The following is a 15,274-nucleotide window of genomic DNA, read 5'->3' on the forward strand; positions in this document are numbered from 1 at the left end:
CTTTATTCGGGGCCGCCATTTGCCGGGCGAATACCGTCAGGCGAGCTTGCCCGCGACCTCTCCGACAACGACGCGCACCTCACGCAGGAAGGCTTCGGCGGCGCGTGACAGGGGCCGCTTGCGCGAGCTCACCACGGAGGCGGAAACCTGCACGGCGGGCTCGAAGGCCCGGATGGCGAGGTTGTAATGGCCGCTGAACAGCGGCGACAGCGGATCGACCACGGCGACGCCGACGCCGTTCTCGGCGAGCACGCAGGCCGTGTTGCAGTAGCGGACCTCGACGGCGAAATTGAAGGGCTCCCCGGCCTCGGTGAAGGCCTGGCGCACGATGGTGCCCATCCTGCTGCCGCGCTCGAGCGCGATGAAGGGCACGCTCCTGAGGTCGCTGGGATAGATCGTGTTCTTCTCGGCGAGCGGGTGGTCGGGCCGCATCACACACACCATCCGCTCGGAGAAGAAGACCTCGGCGTTGAGCGCGCGGTTTTCGTTCAGCCCCATGACGAAGCCCAGCTCGGCGACGCCGTTCTCGACGCTGTCGATGACATTCTCGAAGCGGCGCACATCGAAGAACACCCGCATCTTCGGCCGCTTGGCGAGGAAGCTGCCGAGCGCGCGGGGAATGACACTGTAGCCCAGCGGCGGCGTGGCGATGAGCCGGACATGTCCGGCCCGGTTCTCCTTCAGATCCTGGACCTTGGCTTCCAGGGCGGCATGCATCTGGAAGATCGGATCGGAGTCCTGGTAGATCGCCCGCGCCTCGGCGGTCGGGAACAGGCGGTTGTTGACCCGCTCGAACAGCGGGAAGCCGACCTGGCCTTCCAGATGCTTGATCGCGTTGCTGACGGCGGGTTGGGACAGGCCCAATTCCTGGGCGGCCCTCACCGTCGTCTCGCATCGCATGACGGCGCGCAACAGCTCGATCTGACGCAGGTTCATATTCTTGCTCTGAATAGTGTCGGGGTGACCCTATTTCAGGAGCAAATCATATGCCAGCTCGGGATGCCGTTCACGTCCAGCGCAAGCTGGGCGGCGAGAGTTCATCGACCGAACGGCCGGCCCAATCCAGCGAGGAGGCTTTCGCCAACGCGCGTCGCTGGGCTTCCTCCAGCCCGGCGGAAGCCGCTGGGTAGTCCATGGTCAGGACCTTGCCGTCCTGCACAACCTGTCGGCCGGCGACGAAGACATGGGCGACCGCGCGCTCGGCGGCAGCGTTGATCAGGCTCTTCAGCGGGTCGCGCGTCGGGCGCATCATCGGATGCGTCAGGTCGACCATGACGAGATCGGCCTGAGCGCCCGTCGCAAGGCGGCCGATATCGTTGCGTCCGAGCAGTTTCGCGCCGCCTAACGTCGCGGCGCGGAAGACCTGGCCGGTGCTGACGACGGCATGGCTTTCGCCGGTGATGCGGGCATAGACACCGGCGTGGCGCAGCTCTTCCAGCATGTTGTGGGGGAAGGTGTCGGTGCCGATGCCGATATTGACGCCGGCGGACAGGTAGCGGCCGAGATCGCGCAGCGTGAAACCGCGCCGGCCGAAGACGGTCGGACAATGCGCGACCGAGGTGCCGGTTTCGGCGAGGCGCGCCAGGTCGGTGCGGGTCGGCCAGCGCACCCAGGGATGTTCGTCGAGGAAGATGGCATGGGCGATCGAGGCGTTCGGGCCGAGAAAGCCGACGCTGTCGAGCCACTGGATTGGCGAGAGCCCGCTGCGGCGGACCATCTCCTGGAATTCGCTGATCGACTGTCCCGCATGGGTCTGGATCGGGATGTTGCGCTCGGCCGCGCCGGCGATCGAGGCGCGGAACAGTTCTTCCGTGCAGGTGTCGATCTGGGCCGGACAGGCGATGCCCGACAGCCGCCCGGATTCATGCGCCAGGGCGGTGTCGATGATCCGGAAGGCCTCCTCCATCGCCTTGCGCCCGGCAGCATCGTCGAGCTCGTATTCGACGGTGTAGCCATTGCGGGTGAACCAGCGGCCGTTGCGGTACATCGGCGCCATGACCATGCGCAGGCCCGATGCCGCGGCGCGGTCGAGCCAGCCATCGCTGGGGAAGGAGAGGTCGACCAGCGTGGTGACGCCCGACATCAGCAGTTCCGACCAGGCGACATGGTTCAGATGCGGGATGCCCTCAGTATCGGCGCGGAACAGCCAGAGGAATTCGTAGAGCGAGGAATTGTAGAGTTTCGGGCTGCCGACCTCGTCGGTCATGCCCTTGTTGCCGGGCTCGCTCGACGGATGCGAATGGATGTCGACGAGCCCCGGCATGACCATGAAGCCGCGCCCGTCGATCTCGCGGTCGACTGGGCCGCCCCAGCCCTCGCCGAGATGCAGGATGCCGCTCTCGTCGAAGACGACGTCGCAGTCGCGGCGATAGACGTGGTCGTCGGCCTCGGCGTCATAGGCGATGACGACATCGGCGCGGGAGATGCGGGTGGTCATGAGATCCAGTCCGTAAAGGCAGGAAAACAAAAGGATCGAGCCGCGCTGCGCGCTGATCGGGCGCGGCGCGGCTCGGGAGCGGCGCGTTTCAGAGACCCGCCGCCTTTTCCTGCGCGATATAATGGGCGGCGATCTCCTGGCCGGTGGCGATCCAGACGTCGCCATAGCTTCTGGCCCGCGTGATGAAGTCGCGCAGGATGCCAAGCCGCATCGGCCGGCCGGTGACCTGGGGATGCATGACCATGGAGACGAGCCCGCCCCATTCACGGGTCTGCTCAAGCTCGCCGTTCCAGATCGACAGCACATGCTCCTTGGGGAACATCGGGCGCGGGCTGAAGCGCTGGCTCAGCCCATAGAGCCAATCGTCGAAGGAGACGTTGACGGGCAATTCGACGGGGCCGCGCGAACCGTCGCGCAGCTTGTGGCGGTAGGGGCGGATGTCGTCGCGGAAGGACGAGGAATACAGGATGCCGCGATCGCGCAGATAGCCCAGCAGCTCGTGATAATTCTCGCCCGAGGGCGCCCGGTAGCCGACCGGTGTGACACCGAGCACGCGCTTGAGGGAGTCGAGCGCCTTGTCGATCTCCTCCTTGTCCTCGGCGAAATCGGCGGGGTCGGGCCGCTTGTGCAGATAGCCGTGATGGCCGACCTCATGCCCGTCCTTGACGATGCTCTCGCACATCTTCGGATGGGCATCGACGACCCAGCCCGGGATGTAGAAGGTCGCCTTGATTTCTTCGGTGCGCAGATAGTCGAGGATCTTGGGAATGCCGACGCGCTCCTCATAGGCGCCGAAGGACATCGTCACGAGGCGGTCGACGTTCTTGAAGTCGTATTGCAGCCAGGCCGTCTCGGCATCGACGTCGAAAGCCGGAAAGACGGCGCAGCTTGCGCCGTTGGGCCAGGGGAACTCGGGAGCGGGATCCGAGAGATTGGCTGAGATGGTCGGGATATCGGGGATCATAGGACTTCCTTTGCTAGGCGTTGGATGCGGCTGCGCCGCGCGACCTCGACGAGGAGGAGCGCGGCGATCGAGACGATGATCAGGATGGTGGACACCGCCGTCAGTGACGGGTCGAGTTCGAACTTGACCGATTCCCAGATCTTTTTCGGCAGCGTCGTGGTCCGCGGGCCACCGAGGAACAGGGTCAGCACCACCTCGTCGAACGAGGTCAGGAAGGCGAAGGCCCCGGCCGAGATCAAAGCGGGGCGAATGGCCGGCAGCACGATATGCCAGAAGGCGCGGGGGAACGAGGCTCCGCAGGAGCGTGCCGCCAGTTCGATGGAGCCGTCGAGCCTGCGGAAAGCCGCGCCGACGATGACGATTACCACCGGCAAGGCAAGCAGGGTATGGGCGAGGAAGAGGCTTGTGGGCGTGCCGATCAGCCCCAGCTTTGAGAACAGCATGTAGAGCCCGAGCGCTAGCACGATGACCGGCACGACCATCGGCGAGATCAGCAGCGCCTCGGCGAGCCGGCGGCCGGGAAAGCGGCCCTTCGCCAGCCCATAGGCCGCGGGCACGCCGATCAGCAGCGAGGCGAGCGCGACCAGGCTCGCGAGCCAGAGCGAGAACCAGCCGGCCTCGCGCCAGGCCCGGCTCTCCCACAGCGCCTGATACCAGCGCAGCGACCAGCGCGTGGGCGGGAAGCTGAACAGCGTCGTGTCGTTGAAGGAGACGACGATGATGACGGCGATCGGCGCCAGCAGGAACAGCATGGTCAGGCCCGCAAGGAGCCATAAGGCGGAACGCCCGGCATTGATGCGCGGCTGCGGCGATGCGGAGGACAGGCTCATCGCCCCTCCATTCCGGCGATGCGACCGGCCCCTGCGAAGGCTGCGCCGCAGGCGAAGACCAACGCGACGAGCCCGAGCAGCGCCAGGCTCAGCATGGCGCCGAACGGCCAGTCCAGCAGATCGCGCACCACCATCTCGATCAGCGAGGCGATGGTCAGGTCGTCGGGGCCGCCGAGCAGAGCGGGCGTGATGTAGAAGCCGATGGCGAACATGAACACCAGCGTCGCGCCGGCGGCGAGGCCGGGCAGCGACAACGGCAAGGTGACATGGATGAAGGCTGCTGCAGGCGAGGCGCCCAGCGAACGGGCCGCACGCGGCAGGCCGGGATCGAGGCGCGACAGGATCGACCAGATCGGCAGCACCATGAAGGGCAGCAGGACATGGACCATGCCGATCTGCACGCCGATGCTGTTGAACAGCAGGGCAGCCGGCCGCTCTAGCAGGCCCCATCCGGTCAGCCACTCGTTCACGATACCCTTGCGCCCGAGCAGGATCATCCAGGCGAGGCTGCGAGCCAGCACGCTGGTCCAGAACGGGATCATCACGGCCGCCGTCAGCAGCATCGCCAGGCGTGGCCCCGTCGTCGCCATCAGATAGGCGTAAGGGTATCCGATCAGCGCGCAGATCAGGGTCGTGATCGCCGCGATCTTGAAGGTGGTGAAGAAGGCATAGTGATAGGTGTCGTCGCCGATTAGGCGCGAGAGTTGGGCCAAGCTCGCGCCTGTGCCGGACGGCCCCTGGAAGGCCCAGCCGAACAGCGACAGCATCGGGAGGAGATAGACGATCGCGCAGAAGGCCAGCGCCCCGGCGATCATCAATCCCGGCCGCGCACGCCAGGCGCGCGCGGCCTTGACCGAGGGAACAGCGCTGGCAGCGACCAGCGTCATCCGCGCTTGACCATCCAGCGGGCGTAACGCTCGATCTGGTTCTCGTTGTTGGTCTTGCCGTTCTCGGCGGTCTTCCCCCACCAGTCGATATCGGTCCAGAACTGCTTGGCGAGGTTGTCGGGCGAGGTGTTGAGCTCCTTGGCCTCGGCCTCGCTCAGATGCGCGAAGGCGTCCTGCGAGGACGGGCCGTAGGGGATGCGCTTGGCGAGCTCGGCCTGGACCTTGCCGTCGATGACGAAGTTCAGGAACTGGTAGACGGCCTCGGCATTGCGCGAACCTTTGACGATCGCCCAGTTGTCGGGGGCGAGCTTGCCGCCGGCGAATTCGACATCGATCGGCGCGCCGTCCTTCTTCGCCACCAATCCGCGCGGGCCGATGGTGCAGCAGATGTCGATCTCGCCGCTGGAGAGCAGCTGGATCGCCTCGGCGTGGTTGGCGTACCACTTCGTCACCAGCGGCCTGAGCTTGTCATGCGAGGCCCAGGCGCGTTCGATGTCGAGCGGATAGACCTTGTCGGCCGGCACGCCATCGGCGATCGCGGCGAATTCCAGCTGCGGCGAGAGCCCGCCGCGGAAGGGGAAGGAGCGGGCGCCCTTGAACTTCACCCCGTCCCAGACATCGGCCCAGGTCTTCGGCTGCGTCCCATTCGGGAAGGCCTTGGTGTTGTAGACGATGTTGAACGAGTAGATCAGGTGCCCGAGCCCATAGGGATGGTGCAGCACGGGCGGGATCTTGCCGAGCTTGGCCTTATCGAGCTTGGAATAGTCGATCGGCTCGAGCAGCTTGGCGTTGACCATGGCCAGGATCGCCGGGATGTCGGTGTCGAGGATGTCCCAGGTGACGTTGCCGCTGTCGACCATCGCCTTGACCTTGGCGGCTTCCGGCGGTCCGTCATCGCGCACGCGGATGCCGGTCGCCTTTTCGAAGGGCGTGAACATCACCTCGCGCATCGCCGTGGTGCGCGAGCCGCCCCAGCCGGCGACGACGATCTCGCCCTTGTCGGCGCGAGCCGGCGTGACATGCACGAAGGGGCTGGCGATGGTGAGCGAAGCGCCGGCGCCGCCGAGAAGGATGGAGCGTCGGGATAGGCCAGGATGTCGGGATAGGGCTGGGCGATCGGTCATGATGGTCTCCCCTTGTTGTGAATTGGTGGCTTTTCAGGCGGCAAGCAGCACGGCGTCGTCAGGGGCCCAATCGATCTTCACGGCCTCCCCGATCCAGGCCTGATAGGCATCGGCCCGATTGGGCTGCTTGACCGTGAGCTCGGGCCCGCCATCGAGCCGCAGGGTGAGCCGGGAGATCTCGCCGACATAGACGATGTCCTGAACCGTCGCGCGCAGGCCGCTGCCGGGAGCGTCGGCCGCCGACAGGCTGGCCTTCTCCGGTCGTAGCAGGAAGGTCGCCGCATCGCCTTCGCGCAACGCGCCCGGCCGTGCCGGCAGAGCTGGGCCGCCGGCTGCCGGCAACAGGGCCTGGCCGGCCTCGCCGTCGCGCACGACCTTGCCGCCGATCATCGTGCTCTCGCCGATGAAGCCTGCGACGAAGGCATTGGCGGGGCGCTCATAGAGGTCGCTCGCGCTGCCGATCTGGACGATTCTGCCGCGATCCATCAGCGCGATCCGGTCCGACAGCGTCAGCGCCTCCTCCTGATCATGCGTGACATAGACGATGGTGATGCCGAGCTGGCGATGCAGCCTCCTGATCTCTGTCTTCATTGTCTCGCGCAGGGAACGGTCCAGCGCCCCGAGCGGCTCGTCCATCAGCAAGAGCCCGGGCTCGTAGACCAAAGCGCGGGCGAGCGCGACGCGCTGCTGCTGCCCGCCCGAAAGCTGCGCCGGCAGGCGCTCACCGAGCCCGGCCAACCCGACCCGCGCCAGCGCTTCCGCGACGCGCGCCGCGGTTTCCGCGGCGGAAACGCGGCGCATCTTCAAGGGAAAGCCGACATTGCGCGCGACATTCATATGTGGGAACAGCGCGTAGTTCTGAAACACCACGCCGATGCCGCGCCGTTCCGGCGGCAGATGCGTGATCGGCTGGCCGTCGAGCACGATCGCGCCGGTATCAGGCGGCGTGAAGCCCGCGATCATCATCAGCGTCGTGGTCTTGCCGGAGCCGGAAGCGCCGAGCAGGCTGACGAATTCGCCGGCTGCGATATCGAGCGAGATGGAGGCGACGGCCTGCGACGGGCCGTAGCTCTTGCCCAGGCTGTTGATCTGCAAGCTCGCGCCCATGCCGCTCCCCGTCAGCCTATGGGGTCCGAAGCGTCATCACGCCGGGCCGGGCCAATCTGCCTGGAGCATAACAAACAACCGGCCCGCGACGAGCCGGCCGGGATTTGCCGAGCTATCATTTATTCCATTGGCCTATTCGCGCGCTTTATAAGCTCGCGCCGACCCCAACGCGCGCGGATCCTACGGCGGGTTCAGACCGAGCTGAGCAGGATGCTGGTCTCGCTGTTGAGAATGCCATCGATGGTGCGCACTTCGCGCAGCACCCGGTCGAAGTCGCTGAGGCTGTCGGCGCGGATCTCGGCGATCAGATCCCAGGTTCCGTTGGTGGTGTGCAAGGAATGCAGTTCGGGCAGGCCGCGCAACTGCCTGATCACGGCTGTCGTCGAACGGCCCACGACCTCGATCATCATGATCGCCCGAATGGCCTTGGCGTCATAATCCTGCCGGAAGCGCACGGTGAAGCCGAGCACTGCGCCGGATTCGATCAAGCGGTCGAGCCGGCTCTGCACGGTGGCGCGCGAGACGCCGAGAATGGCGCCGAGCTTGGAGATCGGCGCCCGCCCGTCCTCGCGCAGCGCCGCGATCAGGCGATGGTCCAGTTCGTCGAAAACATGCATTGCAACCTGCTTGATTAAAGTGAGCAGTTTGATCAGAAAATCGAGCATAAACGAACTTGTTCGTAATTCTCTATACAAATTGCCTTGGCTTAGAATCCCGTATCGCAACAGCATGCACGGGAGGTGCGCCATGGTTCAGTATGTCGGCGTCGAGAACATGGTTCGCCTGATCGGCTCGATCGGCATCGAGCCCTATCTGATCGGCCTGGCCGGTTATATCGAGGCGGATTTCCGGCGCTGGGCCTCCTTCGAGAAGGCGCCGCGCGTCGCCAGCCATTCCCGCGACGGCGTGATCGAACTGATGCCGACCAGCGATGGCGAGCTCTACGGCTTCAAATATGTCAACGGCCACCCGAAGAACACGCGCACCGGCCTGCAGACGGTGACCGCCTTCGGCGTGCTCTCCGATGTCGAGACCGGCTATCCGCGTCTGCTCTCGGAGATGACGATCACCACGGCCCTGCGGACGGCGGCGACCTCGGCGCTGGCGGCGCGATATCTTGCCCGCGAGGACGCCAGCGTCATGGCGATCATCGGCCTGGGTTCGCAATCGGAATTCCAGGCGCTTGCCTTCAAGGCCCTGCTCGGTATCCAGAAGCTGCGCGTCTTCGATATCGATCCGGCCGCGACCGCCAAGTTCCTGGCCAATCTTGCTCCGCACGGTTTCGAGATCGTGGTCGCGGCTAGCGCGCAGGAGGCGGTGCTCGGCGCCGACATCATCACGACCGTGACCGCCGACAAGCTCAACGCGACGATCCTCTCCGACAACATGGTCGGGGCGGGCGTCCATATCAACGCGGTCGGCGGCGACTGCCCGGGCAAGACCGAACTGCAGCGCGACATCCTGCTGCGCGCCGATGTCTTCGTCGAGTTTCCCGAGCAGACCCGGATCGAGGGCGAGATCCAGCAGATGGCAGCGGATTTCCCTGTCACCGAGCTGTGGCGAGTGATTACCGGCGCAACCGCGGGCCGCCGCGCCTGCGACCAGATCACCATCTTCGATTCCGTCGGCTTCGCCACCGAGGATTTCTCGGCGCTGCGCTATCTGCGCGACCAGGTCGAGGGCACGGCCTATTACGACGACATCGACCTTCTCACCGCGCCGGAAGACCCGCGCAACCTGTTCGGGCTGCTAGGCCGGCCCGCCGCTGCGTTGCGCGTCGCGCTGGGAGCCTGACGGCGATGCAGAAGCTTTCCGTCCAGGCGCCCAGAAGCGTCGTGATGATCCGCCCGCATCATTTCAGCCCCAATCCGGCGACCGCCGAGGACAATGCCTTCCAGGCGAATGACGCACAGCGGACAGCCGTGGCGATCGCCGCTGCGGCGCATGGCGAGGTCAGCAAAGCGGCGGAGCGGCTGGAGGCTGCGGGCGTCCGGGTTCATCTTTTCGAGGATGAGGGGACAGCGACGCCCGACTCGGTCTTCCCGAACAACTGGTTCTCGACCCATTCGGGCGGGCATGTCGCGCTCTACCCGATGTTCTCGCCGAGCCGGCGCCAGGAGCGGCGGCAGGATGTCGTCGAGATGCTGAAGCGGCGCTACCGCGTGCAGGATGTGATCGATTACTCCGGGCTGGAGCAGGACGGCGTCTATCTCGAAGGCACCGGCGCGATGGTGCTCGATCATATCGAGCGGGTCGCCTATGCCGCGCGCTCGAACCGCACCAATGAGGTGGCGCTGGAGCGCTTCTGCACGCATTTCAACTTCGAGCCGGTGATGTTCGATGCTGTCGATGCGCAGGGCCGGGCGATCTACCACACCAATGTCCTGATGTGCATCGGCACGGATTTCTGCCTGATCGGGCTGTCTACCATCCGCGATGCGGCGCGGCGCCAGGAGATCGCCGGGCGCCTGGCCGAGACCGGCCGGGCCGTCATCGATCTCGATCATGAGCAGATCGGCGGCTTCGCCGGCAATGCCATCGAATTGCAGGGCCGGGATGGTCGGGTCGTCGCCTTGTCGTCGCGCGCGCTCGCGACGCTGCGGCAAGATCAGCTCGCGACCCTGGAGCGGTCGGTAGCCCTGCTGCCGCTCGACGTTCCCACCATCGAACTCGCCGGCGGCTCGGTGCGCTGCATGCTGGCGGGCATCCATCTGGCGGCGCGCAGCCCTGTCGCGGGTTGAGCTGGGACGAGACGAGGCGGCAAGCTCTCAGGGCTCGCCGACGCTGAATTCGCGGCCTGGGGCTGCGTCGATCAGGGCGCGTGTATAGGCGTGCGCCGGTTGAGAAAACACCTGGGCGGTCGCGCCCTGCTCGACGATGACGCCCTTCTCCATCACGACGATGCGGTCGCAGATCTGGGCTGCGACGCGCAGGTCGTGCGTGATGAACAGGATGGCGAGGTTGAAGCGCTCCTGCACATCCGCGAGCAGCGCCAGCACCTGTTTCTGCACGGAGACATCGAGTGCCGAGACGGCCTCGTCCGCGATCAGGATCTCGGGCTCCATGGCGAGCGCGCGGGCGATCGCGACGCGCTGGCGCTGGCCGCCGGAGAACTGGTGCGGGTAGCGGTCGAGCGCGCTCGGCTGCAGGCCGACCAGCGCCATCAGGTCGCGGGCGCGCGCCATCGCATCAGCCGGCTTCAGGCCGAAATTGCACGGCCCCTCGATGATGGAATCGCCGACCGTGCGGCGCGGGTTCAGCGATCGATAAGGATCCTGGAACACCACCTGGATCTTGCGGCGGTAAGCCCGCAGGCGCCTCTCCGGCAGCATCGCGATGTCGATGTCGGGGACGAGGATCGCGCCGCGCGTCGGCGGCATCAATCGGGCGATGCAGCGCGCCACCGTGGTCTTGCCCGAGCCGGATTCGCCGACGATCCCGACCGTCTCGCCGCGATGGATCTTGATGTCGACATCGCGCGCGGCGTGTACGACCTGCTCCTTCTTGAACAGGCTCTTGGAGCTGTAGGTCTTGCCGAGCCCGACGGCTTCGAGCGCGATCGGCCCCGTCACGGCCTTGCGTCGCGCGGGTTTCAGGCTCGGCACCGCGCCGATCAGCAGGCGGGTATAGGGGTGCTGCGGGTTGGTCAGTACCTGCGCGGCCGGGCCCTGCTCGACGACAAAACCCTTCTCCATCACCACGACCTTGTCGGCGATCTCCGCGACGACGCCAAAATCATGGGTGATGAACAGCACGCCCGTGCCGCGCCTGCCCTGGAGTTCCTTGATCAGGCGCAGGATCTGGGCCTGGGTGGTCACGTCGAGCGCGGTCGTCGGCTCGTCGGCGATGAGGAGCGCCGGATCGAGCACGAGGGCAGCCGCGATCATCACGCGCTGGCGCTGCCCGCCGGAGATCTGGTGCGGATAGGAGGCGTGGATGCGCTCCGGGTCGGGCAGGCGCATCGCCGCCATGATGCCGAGCACCTTGGCGCGCCGCTCGGCCGCATCGAGCTCGGTGTGGATGCGCAGCACCTCCTCGATCTGGTCGCCGATGGTCAGGACCGGGTTCAGCGCCGTCATCGGCTCCTGGAAGACCATGCCCATGCGGTCGCCGCGCAAGGCGCGCAGGCGCTGGGGGAGGCCGCGAGCACATCCTCGCCCTCGAGCAGGATCTGGCCCGCGACGGGCTTCAGCAGCTTCGGCAGCAGGCCCATCACCGAGAAGGCGGTGACGGATTTGCCGGAGCCGGACTCGCCGACAACGCAGGTGATCTCGCCTGCGCCGACATCGAAGGAGACGTTCTCGACGGCATGGGCGCGGTCGCCGCCGCCGGGCAGGCGGATGCTCAGGCCCTTGATCTGGAGGACGGGGGTTGGTGCTTCGCTCATCGGCCGGCCATCTTGGGATCGAGCGTGTCGCGCAGGCCATCGCCGAGCATGTTCACCGCCAGCACCGTGATGCCGAGGAAGATGCCGGGATAGAGGATGTTGTGCGGGAAGACGCGGAAGACATTGCGGCCCTCGGCCATGATGTTGCCCCAGGTCGGCGTCTCCGGCGGAATGCCGATGCCGAGGAAGGACAGGATCGCCTCGACCAGGATGGCCGAAGCCGCGATGAAGGTGCCCTGGACGATCAGCGGGGCGATGGTGTTGGGCAGGATATGGCGCACCATCAGGAGCGGCAGCCTTGTGCCCTGCATGATAGCGGCTTCGACATAGGGCTCCTCGCGCACCGAGAGCACGATCGAGCGCACGAGGCGTACGACGCGCGGGATCTCGGGCACGATGATCGCGACGATGACCGCGGCGAGGCCGGCCCGGAACAGCGAGACCACGGCGATGGCGAGCAGGATCGCCGGGATCGCCATCAGCCCGTCCATGAAGCGCATGATCACGGCGTCGAGCGGCCGGATATAGCCGGCGATCAAACCGAGGATGAGACCGATCGAGATGCTCACAGCCGCGACCGAGACCGCGATCATCAGCGAGACCCGCGCGCCGTAGACGACGCGGCTATAGACGTCGCGGCCAAGCGAATCCGTGCCCATCCGGTGCTTGAAGACCGTAGTTGAGCCGTCATCGGCACGGATGGTGCGCTCGACGCCGGGCACGCGGTTGCGTGCGCTCGGGTTAATGGCGGCGGGGTCGATCGTGCCCAGGAACGGGGCGAGCAGGCCCATCAGCGCCATGACGAGGAGCACGGTCCCGCCGATCAGCACGGCCGGATTGCGGATGAGCCGGCGCAGGGCGTTGGCGTTGGGACGTCCCGCATCGGGCAGGACAGGAGCGATCAGGCTGGGTTCGGCGCTCAATATTTGATCCTCGGATCGAAGAGGCAGTAGGCCAGGTCGATGCCGAGATTGATCGCGACATAAACGACGGAGAACAGCAGGATCACGGCCTGGATCGTGGGATAGTCGCGTGCGAGCACCGCATCGACGGTGAGGCGCCCGAGGCCCGGTATCGCGAACACGCTTTCAGTGACGACCACGCCGCCGATCAGGAGCGCGATGCCGATGCCGACCACGGTGACGATCGGCACGGCGGCGTTCTTGAGCGCGTGCCGGAACAGGATCTTGCGCTCGACCTGGCCCTTGGCGCGGGCCGTGCGGATATAGTCCTCGCTCAGCACTTCGAGCACGCTGGCGCGCGTCATCCGGGCGATCAGGGCGATGTAGATCACCGACAGCGTCACCGCCGGCAGGATCAGGCGCTGGATGAAGCCGCCAAAGCCGCCCGAGATCGGCTGATAACCCTGGACGGGAAACCAGCCCAGCGTGATCGCGAAGACGTAGATCAGGAGGTAGCCGATGACGAAGACCGGCACCGAGAAGCCGAGCACCGAGAAGCCCATCACGATCCGGTCGATCCAGGAACCGTGCTTGTAGGCGGCGAGCACGCCGAGCGGAATCGCGACGCAGACCGCGATCAGCATGGTGGCGAAGGCGAGCGACAGCGTCGGCTCGATGCGGCCCAGGATCAATTCGCCGATGGTCTTCTTGAAGAAGAAGCTCTCGCCGAGATTGCCGTGCAGCAGATTGCCGGCCCAGATGCCGAACTGGGCAATGATCGGCTGGTCGAGACCGAGCTTGGCGCGGATCGCCTCGATCTGCGCTGTCGTCGCGTTGTCGCCGGCGATGACCGCGGCGGGGTCGCCTGGCGTCAGGCGCAGCATCAGGAAGACCAGCACGGCGACGATCCCCAGAACGGGAATCGTCGCGAGCAGGCGGCGCAGGATGTAGCCGAGCATGGCGTTTGCGAATGTGCCGGCGGCTACTTCTTCTCCATGTTCCAGAACACCGGTGCGGGCGCGGTCAGGATGCCGCTGATGTTTCCGCGCGTCGCGATCGGAACGTAGTACTGGCCGAGGTGGACATGGGTGACGATCTCGCGCCAGCGCATCTGCACCGCCTCGACGATGGCCTTCTGCTTGGTGACATCGGGCTCACGCGCGAAATCGTCGCGCAGCTTCTCCATCTGCTCGTCGCAGGGCCAGCCAAAGCCCGCCTTGTCGCAGCTCGTGTTGACGAAGCCGGTCATGACGGGGTTGAGGATGTCGGCCGAGACCCAGGAGGTCAGCATCAGGTTCCAGCCACCGTCGGTGACGGGTGTCTTGCGGACGCGGCGGGCAACCACCGTCTGCCAGTCCGAAGACTGCATGTCGACCTTGAAGCCGCCCTTCTCGAGCAACTGCTTGGCGACAGGGGCAAGGTTGGTCAGCGACTGCAGGTCGGTCGATTGCAGCAGCACGATTGGCGTGCCGTCATAGCCGCCTTCCTTCAGCAGTTCCTTGGACTTGGCGAAGTTCGATTCCAACAGGCCGTCCATGCCCTTTTCCGTGGCGAAGGGCGAGCCGCAGACGAACAGCGCCTTGCAGACCTTGTAATAGTCCGGGTTGCCGATGACCGCGTCGAGGAAATCCTTCTGGTTCAGGGCATAGGTCAGCGCCTGCCGGATCTTCGGGTTGTCGAAGGGTTTCAGCGTGTGGTTGGGGCGCAGCGTGTATTGCAGGCCGAGCGGATTGTAGTCGATCAGCTTGATCGACTTGTCGGCCTTGAGCAGCGGGATCAGGTCGAAGGAGGGCTGCTCGATCATGTCGATCTCGCCGGCGAGCAGGGCGTTGACGGCCTGCTGCTGGTCGGAGACCGCGAGCCATTCGACGCGGTCCAGCTTGGCGACCTTGCCGCCGGCGAGGCCGGAGGCCGGTTCGGAGCGCGGCTTGTAATCCTTGAACTTGGTATAGACGATCTTGTCGCCGGGCTTCCATTCATCGGTCTTCAGCACGAAGGGGCCCGAGCCGATGAATTCGGAGATCTGCGTGTTCGGGTCGGTGTCCGCGACGCGCTTGGGCATCATGAAGGGCACGTTCGAGGACGGCTTGCCGAGGCCGAAGATCAGCAGGCCGGTCGGCGATTTCAGCTTCACCGTGAAGCTCTTGGCGTCGTCGGCGGTCATGGTGTCGACGAAAGTCAGCATCTTCTGGCCGAGCGAATCGCGCGCTGCCCAGCGCTTGATCGAGGCGATGCAATCCTCGGAGGTGACAGGCTTGCCGTCATGCCAGAGCAGGCCGTCGCGCAGCGTGAATTTGTAGGTCAGCTTGTCCGGCGACTCCGTATAGGTGTCGACCATTTGCGGCTTCACATCGCCCTTCTCGTCGAGCGCGAAGAGGGTGTCGTAGATCATGTAGCCGTGGTTGCGGACGATATAGGCCGTGGTCCAGATCGGGTCGACGATCTTCACGTCGGAATGCATGACGACTTTCAGCGTCTGCGCCTGAGCCGAGAGGCCCCCGGAGAGAACACTGCTTCCGGCCAGCAGCGCGGCGGCCGCCGTGACGATCTTCCAACGCGACATCATGCACTGATCTCCCCTCTGACCCATTCGGGCGGTTATTTCGATGACCGTGATCTGGCTGGTCGTGACTTAA

13 protein-coding genes and 1 pseudogene are annotated in these 15,274 nt (G+C 65.7%); 2 read left to right on the forward strand and 12 right to left on the reverse strand.

Going from position 1 to position 15,274, the window contains the following annotated elements; genetic code table 11:
* Positions 1-36: 36 nt before the first annotated feature.
* From RMR04_RS05735 to RMR04_RS05770, 8 genes are all read right to left on the reverse strand, one after another.
* Positions 37-936 carry a LysR family transcriptional regulator gene (locus tag RMR04_RS05735; RefSeq protein WP_311913486.1) on the reverse strand — a complete coding sequence of 300 codons (900 nt, stop codon included), beginning with the start codon at positions 934-936 and terminating at the stop codon, positions 37-39.
* A gap of 70 nt (positions 937-1,006) precedes the next feature.
* Entirely contained in the window at positions 1,007-2,437 is a 1,431-nt protein-coding gene (locus RMR04_RS05740) for an amidohydrolase family protein (RefSeq protein ID WP_311913487.1), read from the reverse strand.
* 88 nt (positions 2,438-2,525) lie between these two features.
* Positions 2,526-3,401 (reverse strand): polysaccharide deacetylase family protein, encoded by an 876-nt coding sequence (locus RMR04_RS05745; protein WP_311913489.1) that lies wholly within the window; start codon positions 3,399-3,401, stop codon positions 2,526-2,528.
* Positions 3,398-4,231, reverse strand: coding sequence for an ABC transporter permease (locus tag RMR04_RS05750; protein WP_311913490.1), 834 nt, complete (start codon positions 4,229-4,231; stop codon positions 3,398-3,400). Before RMR04_RS05750 ends, RMR04_RS05745 begins: the two co-directional genes overlap by 4 nt.
* A complete protein-coding gene (locus tag RMR04_RS05755; RefSeq protein ID WP_311913491.1) occupies positions 4,228-5,118 on the reverse strand; it encodes an ABC transporter permease in 891 nt (296 codons plus the stop codon). Before RMR04_RS05755 ends, RMR04_RS05750 begins: the two co-directional genes overlap by 4 nt.
* The gene (locus tag RMR04_RS05760) at positions 5,115-6,242 is read right to left on the reverse strand and encodes an ABC transporter substrate-binding protein (RefSeq protein ID WP_311913492.1); all 1,128 of its coding nucleotides are present in this window, start codon (positions 6,240-6,242) and stop codon (positions 5,115-5,117) included. The genes RMR04_RS05755 and RMR04_RS05760 overlap by 4 nt, the downstream gene beginning before the upstream one ends.
* A 33-nt stretch (positions 6,243-6,275) precedes the next feature.
* Entirely contained in the window at positions 6,276-7,349 is a 1,074-nt protein-coding gene (locus RMR04_RS05765) for an ABC transporter ATP-binding protein (RefSeq protein ID WP_311913493.1), read from the reverse strand.
* A gap of 191 nt (positions 7,350-7,540) precedes the next feature.
* The gene (locus tag RMR04_RS05770; RefSeq protein ID WP_310147429.1) at positions 7,541-7,966 is read right to left on the reverse strand and encodes an Lrp/AsnC family transcriptional regulator; all 426 of its coding nucleotides are present in this window, start codon (positions 7,964-7,966) and stop codon (positions 7,541-7,543) included.
* A gap of 112 nt (positions 7,967-8,078) precedes the next feature.
* Between RMR04_RS05770 and RMR04_RS05775 the strand changes: the two genes are divergently transcribed.
* The gene (locus RMR04_RS05775) at positions 8,079-9,143 is read left to right on the forward strand and encodes an ornithine cyclodeaminase (RefSeq protein ID WP_311913495.1); all 1,065 of its coding nucleotides are present in this window, start codon (positions 8,079-8,081) and stop codon (positions 9,141-9,143) included.
* Positions 9,144-9,148: 5 nt separating this feature from the next.
* Positions 9,149-10,090: a citrulline utilization hydrolase CtlX gene (ctlX, locus tag RMR04_RS05780; protein WP_311913496.1), complete on the forward strand. Its 942-nt coding sequence runs from the start codon at positions 9,149-9,151 to the stop codon at positions 10,088-10,090.
* A gap of 27 nt (positions 10,091-10,117) precedes the next feature.
* On the opposite strand, the pseudogene RMR04_RS05785 reads toward ctlX, so the two are convergent.
* From RMR04_RS05785 to RMR04_RS05800, 4 genes and pseudogenes are all read right to left on the reverse strand, one after another.
* A pseudogene (locus RMR04_RS05785) lies at positions 10,118-11,736 on the reverse strand (ABC transporter ATP-binding protein).
* Positions 11,733-12,659 (reverse strand): ABC transporter permease, encoded by a 927-nt coding sequence (locus tag RMR04_RS05790; protein ID WP_311913497.1) that lies wholly within the window; start codon positions 12,657-12,659, stop codon positions 11,733-11,735. The pseudogene RMR04_RS05785 and the gene RMR04_RS05790 overlap by 4 nt, the downstream one beginning before the upstream one ends.
* On the reverse strand, positions 12,656-13,597 hold the full coding sequence (locus tag RMR04_RS05795) for an ABC transporter permease (RefSeq protein WP_311913498.1): 942 nt from the start codon (positions 13,595-13,597) through the stop codon (positions 12,656-12,658). Before RMR04_RS05795 ends, RMR04_RS05790 begins: the two co-directional genes overlap by 4 nt.
* A gap of 23 nt (positions 13,598-13,620) precedes the next feature.
* Complete coding sequence (locus RMR04_RS05800) at positions 13,621-15,204, reverse strand: ABC transporter substrate-binding protein (protein ID WP_311913499.1); 1,584 nt, start codon at positions 15,202-15,204, stop codon at positions 13,621-13,623.
* Positions 15,205-15,274 lie beyond the last annotated feature (70 nt).

Source organism: Bosea sp. 685 (assembly GCF_031884435.1).
GTDB lineage: Bacteria > Pseudomonadota > Alphaproteobacteria > Rhizobiales > Beijerinckiaceae > Allobosea.

What these genes read in the sequence shown, in the direction of transcription:
- RMR04_RS05775 (WP_311913495.1), top strand. Translation starts at nt 8,079, where the DNA reads ATGCACGGGAGGTGCGCCATGGTTCAGTATGTCGGCGTCGAGAACATG.
- RMR04_RS05760 (WP_311913492.1), bottom strand. Translation starts at nt 6,242, where the DNA reads ATGACCGATCGCCCAGCCCTATCCCGACATCCTGGCCTATCCCGACGC.
- RMR04_RS05755 (WP_311913491.1), bottom strand. Translation starts at nt 5,118, where the DNA reads ATGACGCTGGTCGCTGCCAGCGCTGTTCCCTCGGTCAAGGCCGCGCGC.
- RMR04_RS05795 (WP_311913498.1), bottom strand. Translation starts at nt 13,597, where the DNA reads ATGCTCGGCTACATCCTGCGCCGCCTGCTCGCGACGATTCCCGTTCTG.
- RMR04_RS05770 (WP_310147429.1), bottom strand. Translation starts at nt 7,966, where the DNA reads ATGCATGTTTTCGACGAACTGGACCATCGCCTGATCGCGGCGCTGCGC.
- RMR04_RS05745 (WP_311913489.1), bottom strand. Translation starts at nt 3,401, where the DNA reads ATGATCCCCGATATCCCGACCATCTCAGCCAATCTCTCGGATCCCGCT.
- ctlX (WP_311913496.1), top strand. Translation starts at nt 9,149, where the DNA reads ATGCAGAAGCTTTCCGTCCAGGCGCCCAGAAGCGTCGTGATGATCCGC.
- RMR04_RS05740 (WP_311913487.1), bottom strand. Translation starts at nt 2,437, where the DNA reads ATGACCACCCGCATCTCCCGCGCCGATGTCGTCATCGCCTATGACGCC.
- RMR04_RS05735 (WP_311913486.1), bottom strand. Translation starts at nt 936, where the DNA reads ATGAACCTGCGTCAGATCGAGCTGTTGCGCGCCGTCATGCGATGCGAG.
- RMR04_RS05800 (WP_311913499.1), bottom strand. Translation starts at nt 15,204, where the DNA reads ATGATGTCGCGTTGGAAGATCGTCACGGCGGCCGCCGCGCTGCTGGCC.
- RMR04_RS05765 (WP_311913493.1), bottom strand. Translation starts at nt 7,349, where the DNA reads ATGGGCGCGAGCTTGCAGATCAACAGCCTGGGCAAGAGCTACGGCCCG.
- RMR04_RS05750 (WP_311913490.1), bottom strand. Translation starts at nt 4,231, where the DNA reads ATGAGCCTGTCCTCCGCATCGCCGCAGCCGCGCATCAATGCCGGGCGT.